Here is an 18618-nt window from a genome sequence, read left to right on the forward strand (position 1 = left end):
TGGTCAAAACGACAAAAAAAGGGGAGTATTTAACCACTCCCCTTTTTATTGCATGGAGCTTCTTATGAGCGACTCAGATCGTGGTCAAAATGGTGATGCGGGGGTCGATGGTTACAGTGACGACGGCTTTTGGCACAAGGTTAAGCAGTTTGCCAAGCAGGCCGGGCGTGAGGTGATCGACAATGCCCTGTGTCTCTACTATGCGGCCCAAAGGCCGGATACGCCCAAGTGGGCCAAGACGGTGATCTTCGGCGCCCTGGCCTATTTCATCACGCCGCTGGACGCCATACCCGATCTCACACCCGTGGTGGGATTCTCTGACGATCTCGGCGCCCTGGCCGCGGCGCTGGCCATGGTCAGCATGTATGTCGATGACAGCGTGAAGCGTCAGGCGGCCGAAAAGTGCTCGGCCTGGTTCGACTGATGCCTCGATTGTCAGCTCTATTGACTGTTTAACTGAATTAGCCCGCCAGTCGTTCCCGAATCAGCCAGTCGTTCAGGCTGATGGCCTTGGCGCCACCAAAGCTCAACGAGATGAGGTTTGCCACCACCAGTTGCTCGCCGCTCAGATCTTGGCTCTCCCAGGAGAGGCTTGGGGCGGCAATGGCATCACTTATCACCTCGCACTCGAAGCCTGCCTTGACGGCGCTGCGACACAGAGTCTGCACACAGGCCTGAGCCATGGCGCCGACAACCACTAGCTTGTCTATGCCCAGCTCGACCAGTGTTTGAGACAGGGCGGTGTCGATAAAGCTGTCCACATGATGCTTGACGATGACGGGCTCATTGCCCTTGGGGGCGACAATGTCGGCGATCTCAACCCCTTGGGTGCCCGCCTGGAAGAAGCTCGCCTCGGGATCCTTGAAGATATGCTGCACATGGATCACCGGCAGTCGATTGGTGCGAAAATGGTGTAGCAGCTTGGCCGCGTTGGCCGCCGCCTGTTCGCAGTTATCCAGCGCGAAGCGGCCACCCTTAAAGTAGTCGTTTTGCAGATCTACCAGTACCAGGGCGCTGCGCATCTGTGGCGCCAGCGGCTCGCTCAGCTGGGTCAGCACGCTGAAATCATCCTCTTCCAGATACCACTGGTCATCGTCGGCCAGGGTCCACAACTCCTTGCTGATAAAACCGCTGGCGATGTTCATGCGCCAGTTGGCAGAGAGTATCGCCTGCCTGTCGCTGAGCACCTTGATCTCCACATTGCGATAGACCAGCTCCCCCGGATTCTGCTGGGCAAAGCCGAGCCAGAACTGGCCAATCGCCTCTATGCCCTCGAAACGGCCGAAGGGGGAGACCTGCATCTGCGCCCCAGGCAGATAGCGGGCAATACAGTTGGCAAAGGCTTGACGGTTGAAATCGGCAATCCAGGCTTGGCTGGCTTGCATGACGGCTTGGCGGATAGATTGACTCATGTTGGCTCCTCGTTAGTTATTCGAACTAGTCGTTTGAATTAGTTACTTGAATCTATTGAGGGGTCAGTCTATTGTTATTTTTTATTGTGATATTTAGGTCTTGGTTGATAAGAATGTTCAGAAAAAACGAACAAAAGCGGTTGGCATATCAGATGCTGGTATTCGATGAGGTGGTCAATCAGGGCTCCTTTACCGCAGCGGCCGAGGCGCTCGGTCACACCAAGTCGGCGGTGAGCCAGTATGTGAGCCAGCTGGAGCAAGATCTCGGCGTCAAGTTGCTGACCCGCAGCACCCGCCAGTTGCATCTCACCGCTCAGGGGGAGGCGATGGCTCAGCGCAGTCGTCAGCTGTGGCGCCTGCTGACCGAGACCCTGGAGGCGGCTCATGACCAACAGGCGGTGCCCGGCGGCCGTATGGCGATCACCGCGCCCCTGGCCTTCGAGGCGCCGCTGCTCACCCCCATCATTGCCGATCTCTGTCGCCAGTATCCTCAGCTGCTGCCTGAGATGCACTATGACGATGCGAGGCTGGATATCTTGCAGCATAACCTGGATATGGCGATCTCCGTCGGGCCTCAGAAAGACAGCGGCTATCATGCCATCCCCATCGGCCGACTCGACAGTGTCCTGGTGGCCGCGCCCAGCTATATCAATCGCAGCGCCGCCATCACGGCAGAGAGCCTGCGGGGACATAGCCTCATCGTCCTACCCTGGCAGCGGCCACTTGTGCTAGAGGGGCCTAGTGGACTGGCCTTCGAGGCGGTTAAGGAGATTAAGGTCAACACCTCCATCAGTGCCATCAACAGTGCCATCGGTGGTGTCGGCATCGCCCTGGTGCCCTCTATCTTTATCGAGACTGAGCTGTCCCTGGGCAAGCTGCAACGGGTGCTACCCGAGTACGGCGGCCCGTCGCGAGAGGTGTTTGCCATTCACGCCTACCAGCAGCAGTTGCCCCTGGCGCTGCGCCTGGTGGTGGAGAGGTTGAAAGAGGCCTTCAGGCAGAAGGCCCCGGTGAGCGCTTGAACCTTGTGGCTTAATCGAGTTTGAACTGTCCCACTATCTGTTCCAGCTGCTGATTGGCTGTGGCCAGGTTGACGGTTTCGTTGCGGCTCGACTCGCCGCTGCGAGCCAGGTCGGTGGCCATATCGCAGATGGCGCTCATGTTGCGGGTGATCTCGGCCGAGACAGAGCTTTGCTCTTCGGCGGCGGTGGCGATCTGGGTGTTCAGGTCGTTGATCTGATTGACCGAACCACCTATGGCGTCGAGATCCATGGCGACCCTCTCAGTGGTGCTCGCGGTTTCCAGACAGGTCTGCTTGGTGACCTCCATCGAGTGGATTGCGCTGTTGGAGGCGTCCCTGAGATTATTCACTGTCTCCTCTATTTCCGCCGTGCTGTCCTGGGTGCGCGCGGCCAGGGCCCTCACCTCGTCGGCCACCACGGCAAATCCTCGTCCCTGTTCGCCGGCTCTAGCCGCCTCGATGGCGGCGTTGAGGGCCAATAGATTGGTTTGATCGGCGATGTCACCAATCACCTTGAGCACCTGGGTGATGTTGATGGTGTCGCGGTCGATCTGGCCTATCTTATCGGCGGTGTGTTCTACCTCTCTGACCAGGCGATTGACCGTTTCTGTGGCCGTAGCCACCACCTGCTTCGATGCCAGCGCCTGTTCGTTGGTGAGCTGGGTAAAGGAGGCTGTCTCGCTGCCATTTTGGGCTACGTCGTTGGCGGTGGCGCTCATCTCTTCCACCGCGGCAACGATCTGTTCTGTCTCCTTGGTATGGGCCGACAATATGTGGCGATTGGTCTCTGTCTCCCCATTGAGTCGCTCGACACTGCCTGAGATATGGGCCGAGGCCTGTAGCACCTCACGCATCATGGCCTGCAGGTTGGCGATAAACTGATTGATCCCCATGGAGATCTGCCCTAGATCGTCCTCGCTATGTATCTCGAGCCGTTTGGTGAGATCGCCGTTGCCCTTAGACAGTTCGGTAACCATGGCCTTGAGGGACAAGATAGGGCGATAGAGGAGGTACAGGACCCCAAGCAAGATGCTGATGGCGCACAGCAACATGACGGCGGAAGAGACGAGGGCGCTGGTGAGGGCCTGATCGACCACGGCATAGGCGCTCGACTTGTCCAGGCCGATGAAGAGGAACCACTGCTTGCCATTAACCAGGGGAATGGCTTTCGAGAAGCCCAGTTTGTCGACGCCGTCGATACGGTATTGTTGCATCACCTCGTCGCTGCCGATGATCTTCTGCTGCACCTGAGGTAGGCCGAAGTCGCTGAAGCGGCTGCCACTGACCAGGGTGGGGGACTCTGACGCCAATACCTTGCCGGTTTGATCTGTGATGAGGGCGACCGCCCCAGGATAATCGATGGCGCTGACGACTTCATGAAGATAGGTGAGTTCTATGTCACCCAGGACCACACCGTCACCCAAGTTCTTCAGGATGGAGATCACCTTGTGGCCTGTGCCGTCGTCAATGTAGATGTCGGTGACGTCCAGCTGATTGGTGCTCTTACCCTGCTGATACCAGGGGCGGATTCTGGGATCGTACTTGCCGGGAATCGCCCTGCCGTTGAGCCATTTGTCGCCGGTTTCGGTGGAGTAGGCGCTGCCGTCATCGAAGCCGAAATAGATACGGGCGACCCCGGAGAGATCTGTGGCGAGGCGCGCCGTGTTGACATAGTTGTCCCGATAACTCCCCAGGCGGTAGTGCTGGGCCAGTTCATCCATGGCCTGGGCCTTGGCACCGAACCAGGTGGCGACCTTGGCCGACTCGTTGCGGGTGACGCCGGTGAGTTTGTCGTTAACCCTGGCGATGGTGGCCTCTTTAATCTGGACGTAGGAGAGCCAGTTCGAGATCAACAGGCAGAGGGCGACTAGGGTGACCATGGAGGCCACGAGTGATTTCTTGAATCCCATCAATTACTAACTCCATGAGGTGTGGAATAGAAGAGGCCAGAGATGGCCTCTTCGGGAGGGGGCCTGGTCGGGTGGTTAGCCTTTCCAGTTTAGGTTGAAGTCATAGCGGAAGCCGACGGTAACGGCGCGATCGTCGTTTAAGTTGTCGTAGTGCTTGTCCAGGTATTCCAGGTGTACGCGTACGTTGGCCAGCGGGTTCCATTCCAACGTGGTGTTGAAACCGTCATAGTCCATAGAGCCGATATCCTCGATACCGTCTTTGAACTGGAAGTAGCCCAGCTTGATTTTGTACTCGTCGCTCAGAGGATAGGCCAGGGCGGTATCTAAGGTGCTGCCGCTGCGATCGCCACCTTGCACCTGATTGTCGAAGTTGTATTGCTTGTCCTGGTAGCTCGCCGCCAGGTAGAGGCCGTTGCCGAAGGTGTAGGCCACCACACCGCCCAGGGTCTGGTTGTCGCCGTTTACCTGGCCGTTGTCCAAACTGTCTTGGGTGACATAGCCCAGACCCAGATGCAGGGCACCGACATCGTAACCTAGGCCTATGTTGACCAGATCCGCGCCTGTGTCGCCCTTATCGCCGTCAAACTGGGCGCCGGCCATCCAGGTGAAGCCGCCAGTCACCAGCTTGTAGGTAACGAAGTTGTCGACGAAGAAGGGACTTTCATGGTCGTAGGCATAGGGGCTGTTGCCGTGGTTGAAGATATCCACGTATTCGGCGATCAGGCTGTACTGGGCCGGACGCTGTTTACCTATGCCCACCTGGCCGTAGGGTGATGCGATGGCCACATAGGCTTGTCTCGCCTTGCCGAAGTTGCCTGAGTTGGCGATATCGACACTCCATTCGCCCTGGGCGATGGCGCGCCAGCCATCGGCAAACTCGGTGCTGGCCTTGATGCCGATGCGAGAGAGGGCGTCTCTCACATCCCAGGTTTCATCCGTGCTGTCGTCGAGGTAGCTGAGTGTCGGACGGATAGAGCCGTAGAGGCTGACTTCGCTGTTCTTGAACTGAGACGGTGCGGCCTGGGACTCTAGTTGGGCGATGCGTTGGTTGAGTGCCTCGACCTGCTCACTCAGGGGCTGCTCGGCGGCATAACCCTGAGTAGTAGTAAGCGCCATTGCGGCGGCGATCATTGAGGTGCGAAAAATAATCTTATGGTTTTTCATGGCTGTCTGCCTTCAATTGGTTTTCTTAGGCGTGCGAGTCTCCCTCCTGCCATCTGGTCGATGGAGGATAGGGGGGCTGCAGGCATTTAAAAAAGGGAGTGGACAGGCCCATGACATCTGCCATGGGCCGGGTATGGGTTAAACCTTGCCAGCCTTCTTCAGGTCGGCAAACCAGAGGTTGTGGTGCTGCTTGGCCCAGTTTTCGTCACAGTAGCCAGAGGTCATGTTTGACATGCCGCCTTCGGACATCACGGTGGCCATGAAGATATGCACCACAGAGAAGGCGCTGATGATGACGGTTGAGGCAATATGCAGTATCAGCATCAGGTTGGCCGTGTTCTTGGTGACGCCATAGGTCTCGGGGAACATCATCGCCAGGCCCGAGACCACCATGACACCGCCGAATAGGGCGAAGACCCAGAACCACAGCTTCTCACCCGCGTTGGCAAAACCCGCATCTGGATGCTGCTTCTTGCCGAAGTTGATGTAGCCGCCCAGTACGGCAAACCATTTCAGGTCATAGCTTGCGGGGAATTGCTTAGGCGCCCACATTAGCACCATCAACACATAGCCGAGGATGAAGGGGAAGGCCATCAACTCGTGTAGGCTGCTGGATAGGCCTGCCAGGGCCGACCAGGAACCGGCATTCATGCCAGGCTCGAAGTAGAAACGGCCGCCGCCCAGCACCAGACCGGTGAGGATCAGCAGGATGCAAGGGATGGCACCCAGCCAGTGCACGCTGACGCTAAGGCCTGACCAACGCTTGATCAGCTTACCCGAGAAGCCATGGTCCAGCTTAGATACACCGTTCACCACCACGAACAGGATGAAGAGGGCGGTTACGCCAAACAGGCTGGCAAATAGGGCGAAGGCGATGGTATCGGTCGCGCCCAGGTAGCCCAGCAGCGACTCGTCGGCCTGCTGTGGAATCGATGCCGGCATCAGCAGCTCAGGCTGAGTCGGCATGCCACGGATCTCAGGAATGTCGCCAGGGATGGCGTGTTCCTGAATGGTTTGCCACTGCTGCGGCTGCAGGGTGGCGGTCTCTTCGGCCAGTGCATAACTGGATGCAAACAGACCGAGCACAATAAGGCTTAACCATCTTATTGCTTTACTCATTGAAAACTCCTTGCGACATCGCTTGTCGCGTTGGAATCTGCCTGTCCCCAGGCAGACTCGTCGATCATTCGGCGCCGTCTAGGCTAGGCGCCGCTTGAAGTTGTTGATTGATAAACTGCAGTAGCTCGTGAGCCAACAGTTGCCAGAAAGGCTGTTTCGCATGTTTGGCTATGCCCTCGCAGAAGGGAGTTATCCAGCGCCCTAGATGGGTTTGGAGAAACTCCGCCGCGAGTTCATTGAGCGCCTCGACATGTTCACTGTTTTCCAGCGTTTGTTGCTCGGCGGCCATGGCGTGTAGGCAGTAGAGGAACTCGAGTTCGTTACCGATAAAGTCGGCCGGCTCGTTGAAGCTATCGTCGATGACCAGACCAATTTGTTGGTAGAACTCGGCCACCTTGACGGTCTCCTCGGTGAAGATCTGATGATTGCCACTGAGGTAAACCGATTCATAGGGGGCGACTAACAGCTTGTATGGCCCGATACACATGCGATTAAAATCAAACTCCAATTCGGATGCGTCGTCACTGAACTTGCGTGCCTCTATGAGTAGCGGGCTGTCTGGCGACTCCTGCTCCAGGTAGGCGATTAAGCCTGCGAGAGCCTGAGTATCCGAGGGCGCGAACATCATAGATTTGAAGGCATGGTAAGCCATTGCCGTTGGGCCATATTCAGCTGTCATTATGCGCGTTCCTTAATGATCACTAGGTTAGGTTTGGTGATGCAATCGCCATAGCCTATGCCTTGTTTGCTTGCCGATGGACGCTTGAGCACCTCTTGCAGATTGCCCACATCCAGACACTCTACCGGGCAGCCACTCACACACGCGGGTTTCATGCCGCGGTCCAGCAGCTCCACACACATGTTGCACTTGTCGGCCTTGCCATCGTCCTCGCGGATGCTGACCGCCGCATAAGGACAGGCGCTGGCGCACAGGCCACAACCGGTACACTTCTCACGGTCCAGCACCACGATACCGTCATCGCGCACATGGTAGGCTTTCGCCGGACAGACCATGAGGCAGGCAGGGTTTTCACAATGCATGCAGGCGTGGGACAGCCAGACATCGATGGCGCCATCGTCGCGCTTCACTTCATAACGATCGACTTTGCGGAATCTATGGTTTTCGGGCAGTTCATTGTGGATCTGACAGGCAACGGTACAGGCACCGCAACCGACACAGTTCTCTTGTCTGAACACAAAGCCCACTTTCTTATTTAACGACATCATTTACTCCTTAGGCTTTGGCTATCGCGACGCGAGTGGAATGATACGCAGAGCATCCACCCATGTCGGTCAAGGTGTCGGTGGTGAGGTTGTTGGTACAGCTGTCTTTGCCCTGTGGGTCCATGCGACGCCAGTTGTTCTTCGGCGCCATGACAGTTCCTCTGATCACCTGGGTAGAGACCTGAGCGATAAAGTGGGCCTCACCACGTTGGTTGCTGAGTCTTACCCTGTCGTTGTTCTTAATGCCCAGCTCTTTGGCATCTTCGGCGTTGATCTTGGCGAAGTAGGCCGGGAAGTTACGAATGTACTTCACGTTGTAGAAAGAGCTGTTGGCACGCTGCGGAATGGCAGGAGACAGCAGACGGAACGGCAGTGTCTTCTCTTCCTGTACCATCTCATCTTCCGGCAGGCCGAAGTCGATCACTGGGTGGTAGCCGGCTTCTTTCATCATTTCTGAGTAGAATTCGATCTTGCCGCTTGGCGTCTTATATTTGCCATCGCCGAAGTAAGGGCGTTGGTCATAGACGGTGACAAACTTGTCGCGAATGATCTGCTCATAGGTGATGTTATTGTGTCTGAAGGCGGGCTCTTCCGTGTCGAGGAAGTCACGAAGGATCTGCTCATAGTCCACACGCATCTCAGGGAAGCGGTCTAGCCCCATGCGGGCGCCCAGCTCCTTGAAGAAGATCCAGTTGTCTTTAGACTCGCCGAGTGGTTCGATCACCTTCTCAGAGGTCTGCATGTGATAGCAGTTGTAGTCGGTACCCATGTCTGGGAACTCGAACTGGGTTGCTGCCGGTACGATAATGTCTGCCAGCTCTGCGGTGTCTGTCATCAGGAAGTCGTGAACCACCAGGAAGAGGTCATCACGCATCGCGCCACGGCGACAGGCATTCGAGTCCGGAGCAACCGAGACGAAGTTACCGTTGTAGTTGATCACCGCCTTAATCGGTTTGATCGGCTTGCCATAGGCCGTTGGGTTCTCTGGGTCGAGCGCCTTGGCGATCTCCGTCATGTTGACGTGGCCAACCGTGTCTGGGTTCGGGTGGATATGATCCGCACGGCCCTTGCTGTAGTTCAGGCTGTCATCGGCCTGGGTGTTGTCATAGATGAAGCCGTTACCTATCTTGCCGTACTGGCCGGCAACCGCGTGCATCATGGCGATGGCGCGAGACATGCGGGCACCGTTGTAGTTACGCTGCATACCGTAACCCAGACGCAGTACAGACAGCTCTGACTCGCCATAGACGCGGGCGAATTCGAACATCTTGGCCTTAGGCACGCCGGTGACACGCTCGATCTCTTCGTAGCTCATGGTGTTCAGGCGTTCGAGCAGCTGGTCGTAGCCAAGGGTGTTGGCCTTGATGAACTCGAGATCCGCCAGATCATTTTCCACCAGGTACTTCATGATACCTGTCGCCAGGTGGGTGTCGGTACTCGGTTTTGGCTGCAACCAGATATCGGCCTGAGAGGCGATAGGGGTACGCACTGGGTTAACCACCAATAGCTTGGCGCCACGGTCACGGGCCTGGTTGATGAACTTGATGCCGTGTACGTTGGTGGCTGTCTCGTTCTGGCCCCAGGAGATGTAGCAGTTGGTGTAGATGTTGTCGTACGGATCCGGGCCCTGGTAGGTACCTGTCACCGACTTCAAGCCTTCATAGGCGGCGAACACACACACCTTACGGTCGAGCTTGCGGGCACCGACGGCGTTGAAGAAGCGGCTAGGTCCGCCGTATTTACCGATAACCCCTTCGTGGCCCGAGTAGCTGTAGGGCAGGATAGAGTCGGCGCCATGATCTTTGATGATCTGCTGCAGACGGCTGGCTATTTTGTCATAGGCCTCATCCCAAGAGATGCGGCGCCATTTGCCTTCGCCCTTCTTGCCCGCGCGTTCCATCGGGTGCAGGATACGGTCGGCGGCATAGGTGTATTGCACATAGGCATGGCCTTTCACGCAGGGAGAGGTGCCCATCTTCTTCAGCTCTGAAGCGCCTTCAACATAGGTCATGCGACCATTTTGTACCGTGAACTTCAACAGACAGCGGTCGGCGCAGTTACGTTGGCAGGTGTGGTACTTAATTTCTCCTTGGCGTTTCAATAGTTTGTCGGGCGCGCCGCCTTTTTCGCCTGCACTGGCTATGCCGGGCATAAGGCCGGATAGCGAGCCGACGACGGAGCTGGCTCCGACACCTTGCAAGAAGGTGCGTCTGTTCATTTTCATAAGTGTTCCCCATCTTGATGCGTCTTAAGACGCTTTTTACAGACATTGCTCAAATGTTTGTGAGTCAAAGACTCGCTGCATACCTGTTTTGTTATCGTTTTTCGATTTAAAAAGATGGCAAGACCAGCTGCGAAAGGGGTATGCAAGGGTGCCTCAAGTAGCCTGTCGATCTCGCCATCAAAACCTTTGTCAGCGTTCCGCCGCCCTGCGCCAGGCGCTTTCCAGGCCGCAGATGAGCTTCGACTTCACCCAGTTGTAGGCCGTTGACTGATTCACGTTGCCATACAGGAGGTAATTGCCTATCTCGCGGTTTTCACGACGACGAATGCGGCAACGCTTGGCCAGCTCTTCGGGCAGCTTGACCCACTGCACGCCGGGCAACATGTCGACGAACTCACGGGTAAATTCGTTGCAAACTAAGGTGATGGCGTCAGACTCACTCAGCAGTCGCATGGCGGTGGCGACACTGTCTGTGTAGCCTTCCACCTCCATGCACAGATCCTCTTCGCGGCAGAGGTTGACCAGCAGCGGACAGCTCAGATCGTCATAGTTGTCTATCTCAAGACAGGCATATTGGGTGATGTTGGCGAGGGTGAGTTCCTGCTTGAGGATCGGATGGCCGCTGCGTGCCAGGATGTAGAGATTGTCGGTGGCGGAAAACATCTCGGCGTTGAGGTTCTTACCGTTAAAGCCTTCATAGACCACCACGAAGTCGACATCGCCATTGGCGAGATCGCTGCTGCAGTCATGGGTCAGTACCCTGACATCGAACTTCATGTTGGGTGCCTCGGTGAGGATCTCGTTGCGGATCACCTGTTGTACCGGGTAGATAAACTCATCGTAGGCGTGAATAACATATTGGCCGCCCGATTCTTCCGGGGTAAATACCGAGTGCTGCATCTCGAGTTTTTGATAGTGAGCCACCAACTCTCTGGCCATAGGGATCAGCTGGTGGGTCTTCTCTGTCGCGACAAAACCGGAACAACGACGAATAAAGAGTGAGTCTTTAAATATGTCTCTTAATATCTTGAGGGTGCGGCTTACACCTGAAGGCGTAATACCCAGTTCATTGGCAGCCTGATGGCTCTGCCCGTGTTCATAGACGGCGATGAACACTTTTAATTGATTGTAATTAAGTTGGTCAATCTTATTCATGGTTGTGAACTGGGTAAATATATTGAGTTATTATCATCTATATATATCTACACACGTTCAGTGTTGAAAGTCACATTTTTTATATGGTCATTATTTAAAATTTGCATTACTTCTCATGTTTTAATATCTGCATTTTGCAAAATGCGATATTTAAAATTTGCAGACGCTATATATCTTTCAGGGTAACTGGTACGAACGAACAACTTGTAGGTGGGCTATAGGCTAGGCCTTGCTATCTCTAGGGTACGACTAAGTATCTGTTTAGGTGGGATAACTGTTCGATTTGTGAACTTTCGATTTTATTTCATCAAATTTAAATTTATTTTTAATATGAGATGTTCGTCTTTTTACCGCTACTATTATACCCGCTCTCTATAAATAATTTCGTCGAATTTATATTTTTATTTTATTCGTGATCTCTATTTGGTTTTCAATTTATAGCTTTATTGTCTGTTGCAAGTTTTATTATTGCCTGTGTATTTTAAATAATAAGAAACCTTCCAGAAGTCATGTTTTTATTTTAGAAAAACATAGTTAAGGAACTCGTTATGTTAGATCGGCGCTCGATATTAAAAATGGCGGCAGGTGGAGCACTGCTCTCATTGGTGCCCGCCAGCACGCTACAAGCGAAAACCCTTGGGAAACGCTATGCCATGGTGTTTGACGTCAGACGTTGTACCGGATGTCTCTCTTGTACCGTTTCATGTTCCGTTGAAAATCAAACCGAGGCGGGTCGATGCCGCACTCGCGTCAATCAGGCGAGCCTGAGTCTAGGTGAGCGCATCGCCACCCTTGCGGTGCCGAATCAATGTAACCAGTGTGATAATCCTGTTTGCACTCAGGTCTGTCCGGTGGAGGCGACCTACAAGCGCAAGGAAGATGGCATAGTGGTGATTGACCATGAAGAGTGCATTCATTGCCAGCTGTGTGTCGATGCCTGTCCTTATGGCGCCCGTCGTAAAGACGAGAGTCTGGATAACCCGCCCGAGAAGTGTAATTTCTGTATTCACCGCGTCACCCAGGGGCTGTTGCCTGCCTGTGTCGAGACCTGTATCGGCGGCGCCCGTACCTTTGGCGATCTCAACGATCCCGACAGCCAGGTGTCTAAGCTGGTGCGTGACAACAAGGTCTACGCCATGCTGTCCGAGGCCGGCACCTCGCCCAACATCTTCTATATTGGCTTGCCGACATCGACCGATGATCAAGCCATTTTGAATCTCAATTACCTCGATTGGCAGCGTTAGGAGTCAAAGATGGATAGACGTAAGTTTTTAACTCAGGCCGGCCTAGTGTCTGCCGCGACCATCACAGGCGCCGCCTGCAGTCGAGTCGACGCCGAGTCTGAGCCTAAGAAGACCCAGGATATTACGCGCTTCGGTCATCCTGTGGCGGCCGAGGGGGGCTTCGATGGCGAGGGTAAATGGCAAAAAACCGCAGGAGTGCGCACCGCCTATTCCCGCTGCTTTAGCTGTTACAACATCTGCGGCCTCAGGGTGCGTGTGGATGAGAAGACTGACAGAGTCTTGAAGGTTGGGGGCAACCCCTATTGTGAAAACAACTCTGGTTCGCCGTTGCCGCTGAGCACAGAGGTGAAGCAGAGCTATATCGCCCTGGCAGGCGAGGCGGGGCTGAAGAATCGCGCCACCACCTGTGCCAAGGGGGCGAGCTGTGTCGATTCGGTGGACGATGAGCGCCGGGTGACCCGGGTGCTGAAACGTGCCGGCAAGCGTGGCAGTGGACAGTGGGTCACCATCAGCTATGAACAGGCACTGCAGGAGATAGTTGAAGGGGGCGATCTCTTCGGTGAAGGCCATGTGGATGGGCTACGCGCCATTCGTCAGCTGGATCAGGAGGTGAAACCGGGCCACAGCGAATTTGGCAGCAAGGCGAATCAGCTGTTTGCCACCTTCTGCGCGGAAGATTATTTGCGTGGAAGTTTCTATTCTCGTTTCATGATGCAGTCATGGGGCACGGTTAACCTGGGGACTAAGCATGCATACTGCGGCGCCGCCCAGGCAACGGGTTATAGCCTGGGGATGGCGGCCGGATTCGAAGAGTGGCTCAACGATGTTGATTGGGAAAACGTCGAGTACGGCCTGTTTATGGGCACCAGCCCAGGCTCCTCGGGTGTCAGCCTGAACCGCGTCGGTCGAGGTCTTGCCAACAGCCGGGTGGATCGTGGCTTTAAATATGTGTGTGTCGACCCCCTGCTGCGTACTACGGTCGCGGCCGATACCAATGCCACCTGGCTGCCGGTGAAACCCGGTCAGGATGCGGCATTCTCCTTTGGTGTGATCCGCACCATGCTCGAGGAGCAGTGGTTTAATAAGGCGCACCTGGAAAATCCGAGCCAGAAGGCGGCCGAGGCCGCGGGTGAACTTAACTACACCAACGCAGGTCACCTGGTGGTGATGGATCCTAAGCATCCAGAGTATCGCAAGTTTGCCAAGGCAAAAGATTTTGGTTTAGGTGGCGACGAGGCGCTGATCATCAAGGCGGGCACTCAGACCCTAGCATCGGCGGAGTCAGGCGATAAGGCCGAGCTGTTTGTCAGCAAACGTGTCACCGACAGCCGTGGCCGTAAGGTGACCCTGATGTCGTCTCTCTCTCTGCTGCGGGCCGAGGCTCAGCGCACCAGCATGGAGGAGTACGCCAAGCGTAGTGGCATTGCGATCAAAGATATGCGTCAGGTGGCAAAAGACCTGGCGCACTATGGCCGTAAGGCCTGTGTGGCAGGCAACGGCGGCACCAACTCATCCGACGGTTTCGTGATGGGCTGGATCTGGGCGACGCTTAATACCCTAGCGGGCTCCCATGACGCCAAGGGCGGCGCCATCTATGGCAATGGCCCTATCGGCGGCATGGAGGGCCTGTACGATCTGGCCAATATCGAAGGCGGCGTGTCGCTGGACGGCATCGTTAACGCCTGTCGCGACGGCGCCTACGAGGCCTCTACCGAGTATCGCTTCAAGGTGGATCAGGGCAAGAATCCTTATCCCGCCAGTACCCCTTGGCACGAGGTGCTGCCTGCCATGAATGCGGCCGAGCAGTGGACCAGCCATGCCAACGGCGACCCCTACAGCGCCAAGGTGTTGTTCAACTGGCGCAACAACTTCCTCTACAGCGCGGCATCCATCAGCCAGGAGGTGGTGGCCAGCATCGCCGATCCTAAGCGCTTGCCGCTGGTGGTGGGGATCGACTGCCACATGAATGAGACCAATCGCTACGCCGACTACCTGATCCCGGATCGCTCCATGCTCGAAGAGTATGCGGCGGATCGCATGTGGGGCTCTCATAAGTTGGGTGTGGTGGCGGCATCGCCTGTGGTGACCCCGAGAACCGAGAAGAATGAGGCGGGTGAGCATATCTGTATGGAGCAGTTGCTGATCGATATCGCCCTCAGGCTCGACTTGCCTGGCTTCGGTAAGGGCGCCCTGGCGACCAGCGATGGCCGTAAGGTGGACCTGTTAACCTTCGAGGATTGGCACGCCAGATACCTGGCCAACGTGGCCGCCCAGTGTGAGCAGCTGCCTAAGGTAACCGAAGAAGATCGTCTCTGGGCCGGGCTGGATTACGCCATGAAGCCGCTCAAGCCAAGGCTCACCGCCGAGGAGGCCACCAGGGTAGAGGCCCTGCTGTCTCGCGGTGGCTATTACCAGGACGATGAGCGTTATGAAGGCGACTTCATCAAGGGCGCCGGGCCTAAGTGCCTGCAGATCTATCATCAGGAGGTGGCGCAGCTGCGTCATGCCTATTCGGGTGAGTTCTATCCGGGCACGCCGACGTTGCAGGAGCATAAGTTCTGGAACGGCGACTCCTGGGAGAGCCATTGGCCTCAGAGCGAGTACCCGCTACTGTTCTCCAGTTACAAGGCGACGGTGCGCTCTAACTATGCGGTGGCCTTCAAGCGGATCGGCGAGATCAGTCCCACCAATTTCGTTTATATGCACACAGATACCGCCAAGGCCCAGGGGCTCAATGATGGCGATAGCGTGCGCATAGTGACCGCCAACGGCAAGCCCTGTGTCGGCACCCTGCAGACGGATGTTGGGGTCGCCAAGGGAGCCGTCTGTGTCTCCCACGGCTTTGGCCATAGCGAGGGCTTCGGCGGTGACGATCGCATCATCAACGGCGAGAAGTTAGCGGGGATCGCCAGTCGCGCCGGTGGCACGGCTGTGAACCAGATGATCCCTGCGGATCCAACCCGTAACGGCGCCGCCAGTATGCTCAACGACTACTGGACTGGGGCCAACTGTCGCCACGGTATCCCGGTGCGGGTGGAGAAAGTGTAAAAATTGACATCAACATTAATCATCATCCTGTAACTAGATCTTTAGTGACATAGTTATCCTGTAAACCTTTCCCCCGTCGCCTCGGCTTCGGGGGCTTTTTTTATTCAGCTTTAATTTATCTGTTCGTGCTAGTGTGGGTGCTCAATCCAAAGGCTCATGAAAAAGGAGCATAAAAACAAGATGACTAAATCCCTATCACTATCCCTTGGCGCCAAATCACTTAGCGTCAAATCACTTGGTGTTAGTGCCGCCCTATTGTTAGCCGCGCCAGCCATGGCTACCACGGTCGAACAGATTCAGTTCTTCGATGCCATTGCCGCCCATTGCGGCCAGGCCTTCGAGGGCAAGGTGACGGCCGGCAATAGCGCCGACTCGGCCTTCTCTGGCAAGCGTCTGGTGATGCATGTGCGCGAGTGCAGCGATAATGAACTCAAGGTGCCGTTTCATGTGGGTGAGGATCACTCCCGCACCTGGGTGATCACCAAGACAGACAAAGGACTGCGCCTCAAGCACGACCACAGACACCAAGATGGCAGCGAAGACAAGGTCACCATGTATGGCGGTGACACCCAGGATGGTGGCAGCGCCGAGCTGCAATCTTTCCCCGTCGATGCCTACTCCATAGACAACTTCAAACAGAATGGCCTGACTCAGTCGGTCACCAACGTATGGCACATGGGGATCACCAACAGCCAGTTTAGCTATCGCCTCACTCGGGAGAATCGCGACTTTAAGGTGGAGTTTGATCTGACCAAGCCGGTTGCCTTGCCGCCTGCTCCATGGGGCCACGAGTAGCCTTGCAATGAAGGCTGGGCATTTTGTTTGGTGCCTAGCCGAGTTGGTATTTGATCGGGTTTTGAAGGTCGAACCTTCTCAGATACTTAGCGCCTGCACCGGCGGGTGCTGATTCTTTAGGCTTTGTAGCCTCTGAATGCATTTGGCATTTGATGAGTTTTTGAAGGTCTAACCTTCTCTGATATCTAGCGCCTGCCCGGCGAGGGATGTGCAGATACGCCTGTGAGACGCCGTGAATAAGTCCCTTTAGGCTCTGCCGAAACATCCTTGTTTCGGAAGCTCACTGGCGTATCTACACTCGGTCTCCAATGTCTCTTCGATTTGACGGTATCGAGTACATCTGGAGAATCAAAAGCAGACTTGTTTCTGACCTGAAGTGAGTTGGCGGTTAGCCAGTAAATCGCAAACTTACTGCCCTATAATTCCTCATCTAAGTCTTGTTTGTAGCGACTCATCCAAGTAGTAGAAACTGGAGTGGCATACAGTTGTATTTAAATGATGTGACTTTTGGATGATTTTAAGTCGAAATTCGTACCGCTTTCCGATTGTTATCAAAGTAAATGTCAATAAAATTAACTGCTTATGTCTTTTTGTTGAGTGGATGATAGGTTTGGAAAACGCGCATGCGCGTTTCCCCTGGTGGTGAATTAGAAGTAAAGGTGATAACTTCTTTGCAATACAATGAGTTAACTATGCGCACTAATAAGCTGTTATGTGTCTGCCAGAGATTGCAGAAATGGAAGAATCAAAATCAATTAGAGCCTTTAAAAGTGAGCTTATAAAAATAATGCCTTACTTTCCAAACACAAAGGAAGTTCAGACAGAGTTACTAGAACAGCATTTAAGCTCGGTTATGTTCCATTACCTGCATTGGGCGTCTAGGCTAATTCCCGTTAGACCAAGGGTGGTTAGTATAGAGCCTTATTTGTTACAGGACTCTCGCTGGAGTGAATACGAAAACGATGTACGGGAATTACTTAGAAAAGTTGAGTTAGGAGAAGACTTAACTGAACATCTCTCCAATAAGGTGCTCACGAAAGGCTACACTCCTAAGGACTACATCCTTGCTAAGGGGGACGCATGGACAGATAAAGATCAGTTGTTAAACACTAAAGGTTTTCATCATCTACATTTACATGCAGGCAAGTCGAAAAAGGGGAGTATTGTACTGTTTGCGAAAGTTAGCAGAGATAAATTTACGGCGGTAGCTTTGTTTGACCACTCTGTTTTTGATTATGACAGACATGAAATGTCCGAAGAAAGGCGACGAATGTGGGCTATATCTGACCATATTGCAGCTAGAGAGCTTCCACCGAACTCAGTTTACATGTCAAACCCTATAACTATGTCAGGGCACCCACTCCATATCAATTCTATGACTCATGAATACTGGCATGTAATTAGTCAAATTGATCACAAGGTAGATAGCCGAGAATTCGCAGGAGAAATGTTTAAAGGTTGCAGTACACAAATGCCTAAGAAACCCAAATTTAAGTGGTTACTGTATGGGCTTGATTTGGGACTGTTAGAAACTAAGACCAGCAATTTTTTCGTGTTTAGAAGGGGTTATCTATAAAGACACATCACAAACAATTTAAGAGTGATTCCCCACGCTTGGCATTTTGGGTTTGGGTCAAATTTAGTGTTTACGGCGTCCCTGTTGAGTGTCGTGGTAGCGTGGCTCACACCTTAATTGGGCGTTAGCTGTACTGAAGGGGAAACGGGTTGCGATTTATATTTTGTATATTAGTAGTTTTAATCGTTCTCGCTGGGTGTACGAATCGACCTTATCAACAATTGCCAAGCGAATTGGTTGAAGATGAAAATGCAGACGGAATGCATATAGGGTACAAAGAAACTCTACTTAGTGAAGAAAAGTGGTTGATTGAGTACCATGGTCTGGAATCTTGGAAGAATGAAGAACTTAGACATTACTTGATTAGAAGGGCTGGAGAACTGTGCTCGGGGGATTTTGCTCTTTCCAAATATAACGAGCTCTTTTCGGTAGTTGCTCACCGAAAACCGATACTCGTCAAGTACACTCAAGCAGAAGTTAAATGCAACTAGAGGCGTATATAGCTAACAAACGCATTAACATTCGCTGCGCTCGCTGGGGACAAAAACACGTAGACTCCCTCGCTTAGCTCGTTATTATAGCCTACGTATTTTTGCCCGTTATGCGGGCGCTGGGGGATCCCCTCATAATTCAGGTCTCCCAGCAGTGTGAACCAACTTGATGTATTCATGCATTGCCCAGCGTAAATGCTGCGCTGTTATTCGATAGTTTTTCCTTCGCCGAACT

14 protein-coding genes are annotated in these 18618 nt (G+C 54.2%); 6 read left to right on the forward strand and 8 right to left on the reverse strand.

What is annotated here, in order from left to right:
- Positions 1-64 precede the first annotated feature (64 nt).
- On the forward strand, positions 65-424 hold the full coding sequence (locus GNT65_RS18680; RefSeq protein ID WP_160798707.1) for a YkvA family protein: 360 nt from the start codon (positions 65-67) through the stop codon (positions 422-424).
- A gap of 37 nt (positions 425-461) precedes the next feature.
- Here the strand turns inward: GNT65_RS18680 and GNT65_RS18685 are convergent, their stop codons facing one another.
- Positions 462-1412: a cysteine hydrolase family protein gene (locus tag GNT65_RS18685; protein WP_160798708.1), complete on the reverse strand. Its 951-nt coding sequence runs from the start codon at positions 1410-1412 to the stop codon at positions 462-464.
- Positions 1413-1525: 113 nt separating this feature from the next.
- On the opposite strand from GNT65_RS18685, the gene GNT65_RS18690 reads away from it, so the two are divergent.
- Positions 1526-2434 carry a LysR family transcriptional regulator gene (locus tag GNT65_RS18690; RefSeq protein ID WP_244952229.1) on the forward strand — a complete coding sequence of 303 codons (909 nt, stop codon included), beginning with the start codon at positions 1526-1528 and terminating at the stop codon, positions 2432-2434.
- Between the two features lie 10 nt (positions 2435-2444).
- Here GNT65_RS18690 and GNT65_RS18695 read toward each other — a convergent pair whose 3' ends face one another.
- The 7 genes from GNT65_RS18695 to GNT65_RS18725 all read right to left on the reverse strand — a co-directional run bounded on the left by GNT65_RS18695 (position 2445) and on the right by GNT65_RS18725 (position 11229).
- Positions 2445-4343: a methyl-accepting chemotaxis protein gene (locus GNT65_RS18695; protein ID WP_160798710.1), complete on the reverse strand. Its 1899-nt coding sequence runs from the start codon at positions 4341-4343 to the stop codon at positions 2445-2447.
- Positions 4344-4418: 75 nt separating this feature from the next.
- Positions 4419-5507 (reverse strand): porin, encoded by a 1089-nt coding sequence (locus tag GNT65_RS18700; protein ID WP_160798711.1) that lies wholly within the window; start codon positions 5505-5507, stop codon positions 4419-4421.
- Positions 5508-5645: 138 nt separating this feature from the next.
- Entirely contained in the window at positions 5646-6626 is a 981-nt protein-coding gene (locus tag GNT65_RS18705; RefSeq protein WP_160798712.1) for a formate dehydrogenase subunit gamma, read from the reverse strand.
- 64 nt (positions 6627-6690) lie between these two features.
- Positions 6691-7305, reverse strand: a complete 615-nt coding sequence (locus GNT65_RS18710; protein ID WP_160798713.1) for a TorD/DmsD family molecular chaperone — start codon at positions 7303-7305, stop codon at positions 6691-6693.
- A complete protein-coding gene (locus tag GNT65_RS18715) occupies positions 7305-7850 on the reverse strand; it encodes a 4Fe-4S dicluster domain-containing protein (protein ID WP_041511798.1) in 546 nt (181 codons plus the stop codon). Before GNT65_RS18715 ends, GNT65_RS18710 begins: the two co-directional genes overlap by 1 nt.
- A gap of 10 nt (positions 7851-7860) precedes the next feature.
- Positions 7861-10074 (reverse strand): molybdopterin-dependent oxidoreductase, encoded by a 2214-nt coding sequence (locus GNT65_RS18720; RefSeq protein ID WP_160798714.1) that lies wholly within the window; start codon positions 10072-10074, stop codon positions 7861-7863.
- Between the two features lie 189 nt (positions 10075-10263).
- The gene (locus GNT65_RS18725; RefSeq protein WP_160798715.1) at positions 10264-11229 is read right to left on the reverse strand and encodes a LysR family transcriptional regulator; all 966 of its coding nucleotides are present in this window, start codon (positions 11227-11229) and stop codon (positions 10264-10266) included.
- A gap of 548 nt (positions 11230-11777) precedes the next feature.
- On the opposite strand from GNT65_RS18725, the gene GNT65_RS18730 reads away from it, so the two are divergent.
- The 4 genes from GNT65_RS18730 to GNT65_RS18745 all read left to right on the forward strand — a co-directional run bounded on the left by GNT65_RS18730 (position 11778) and on the right by GNT65_RS18745 (position 17892).
- Positions 11778-12473 carry a 4Fe-4S dicluster domain-containing protein gene (locus tag GNT65_RS18730; protein ID WP_160798716.1) on the forward strand — a complete coding sequence of 232 codons (696 nt, stop codon included), beginning with the start codon at positions 11778-11780 and terminating at the stop codon, positions 12471-12473.
- Between the two features lie 9 nt (positions 12474-12482).
- Entirely contained in the window at positions 12483-15521 is a 3039-nt protein-coding gene (locus GNT65_RS18735) for a molybdopterin-dependent oxidoreductase (RefSeq protein WP_160798717.1), read from the forward strand.
- Between the two features lie 273 nt (positions 15522-15794).
- Complete coding sequence (locus GNT65_RS18740) at positions 15795-16316, forward strand: hypothetical protein (RefSeq protein WP_420853538.1); 522 nt, start codon at positions 15795-15797, stop codon at positions 16314-16316.
- Between the two features lie 736 nt (positions 16317-17052).
- A complete protein-coding gene (locus GNT65_RS18745) occupies positions 17053-17892 on the forward strand; it encodes a hypothetical protein (protein WP_160798718.1) in 840 nt (279 codons plus the stop codon).
- Positions 17893-18618: the final 726 nt, after the last annotated feature.

The organism is Shewanella insulae, from assembly GCF_009831655.1.
Taxonomy (GTDB): Bacteria; Pseudomonadota; Gammaproteobacteria; order Enterobacterales; family Shewanellaceae; genus Shewanella; species Shewanella insulae.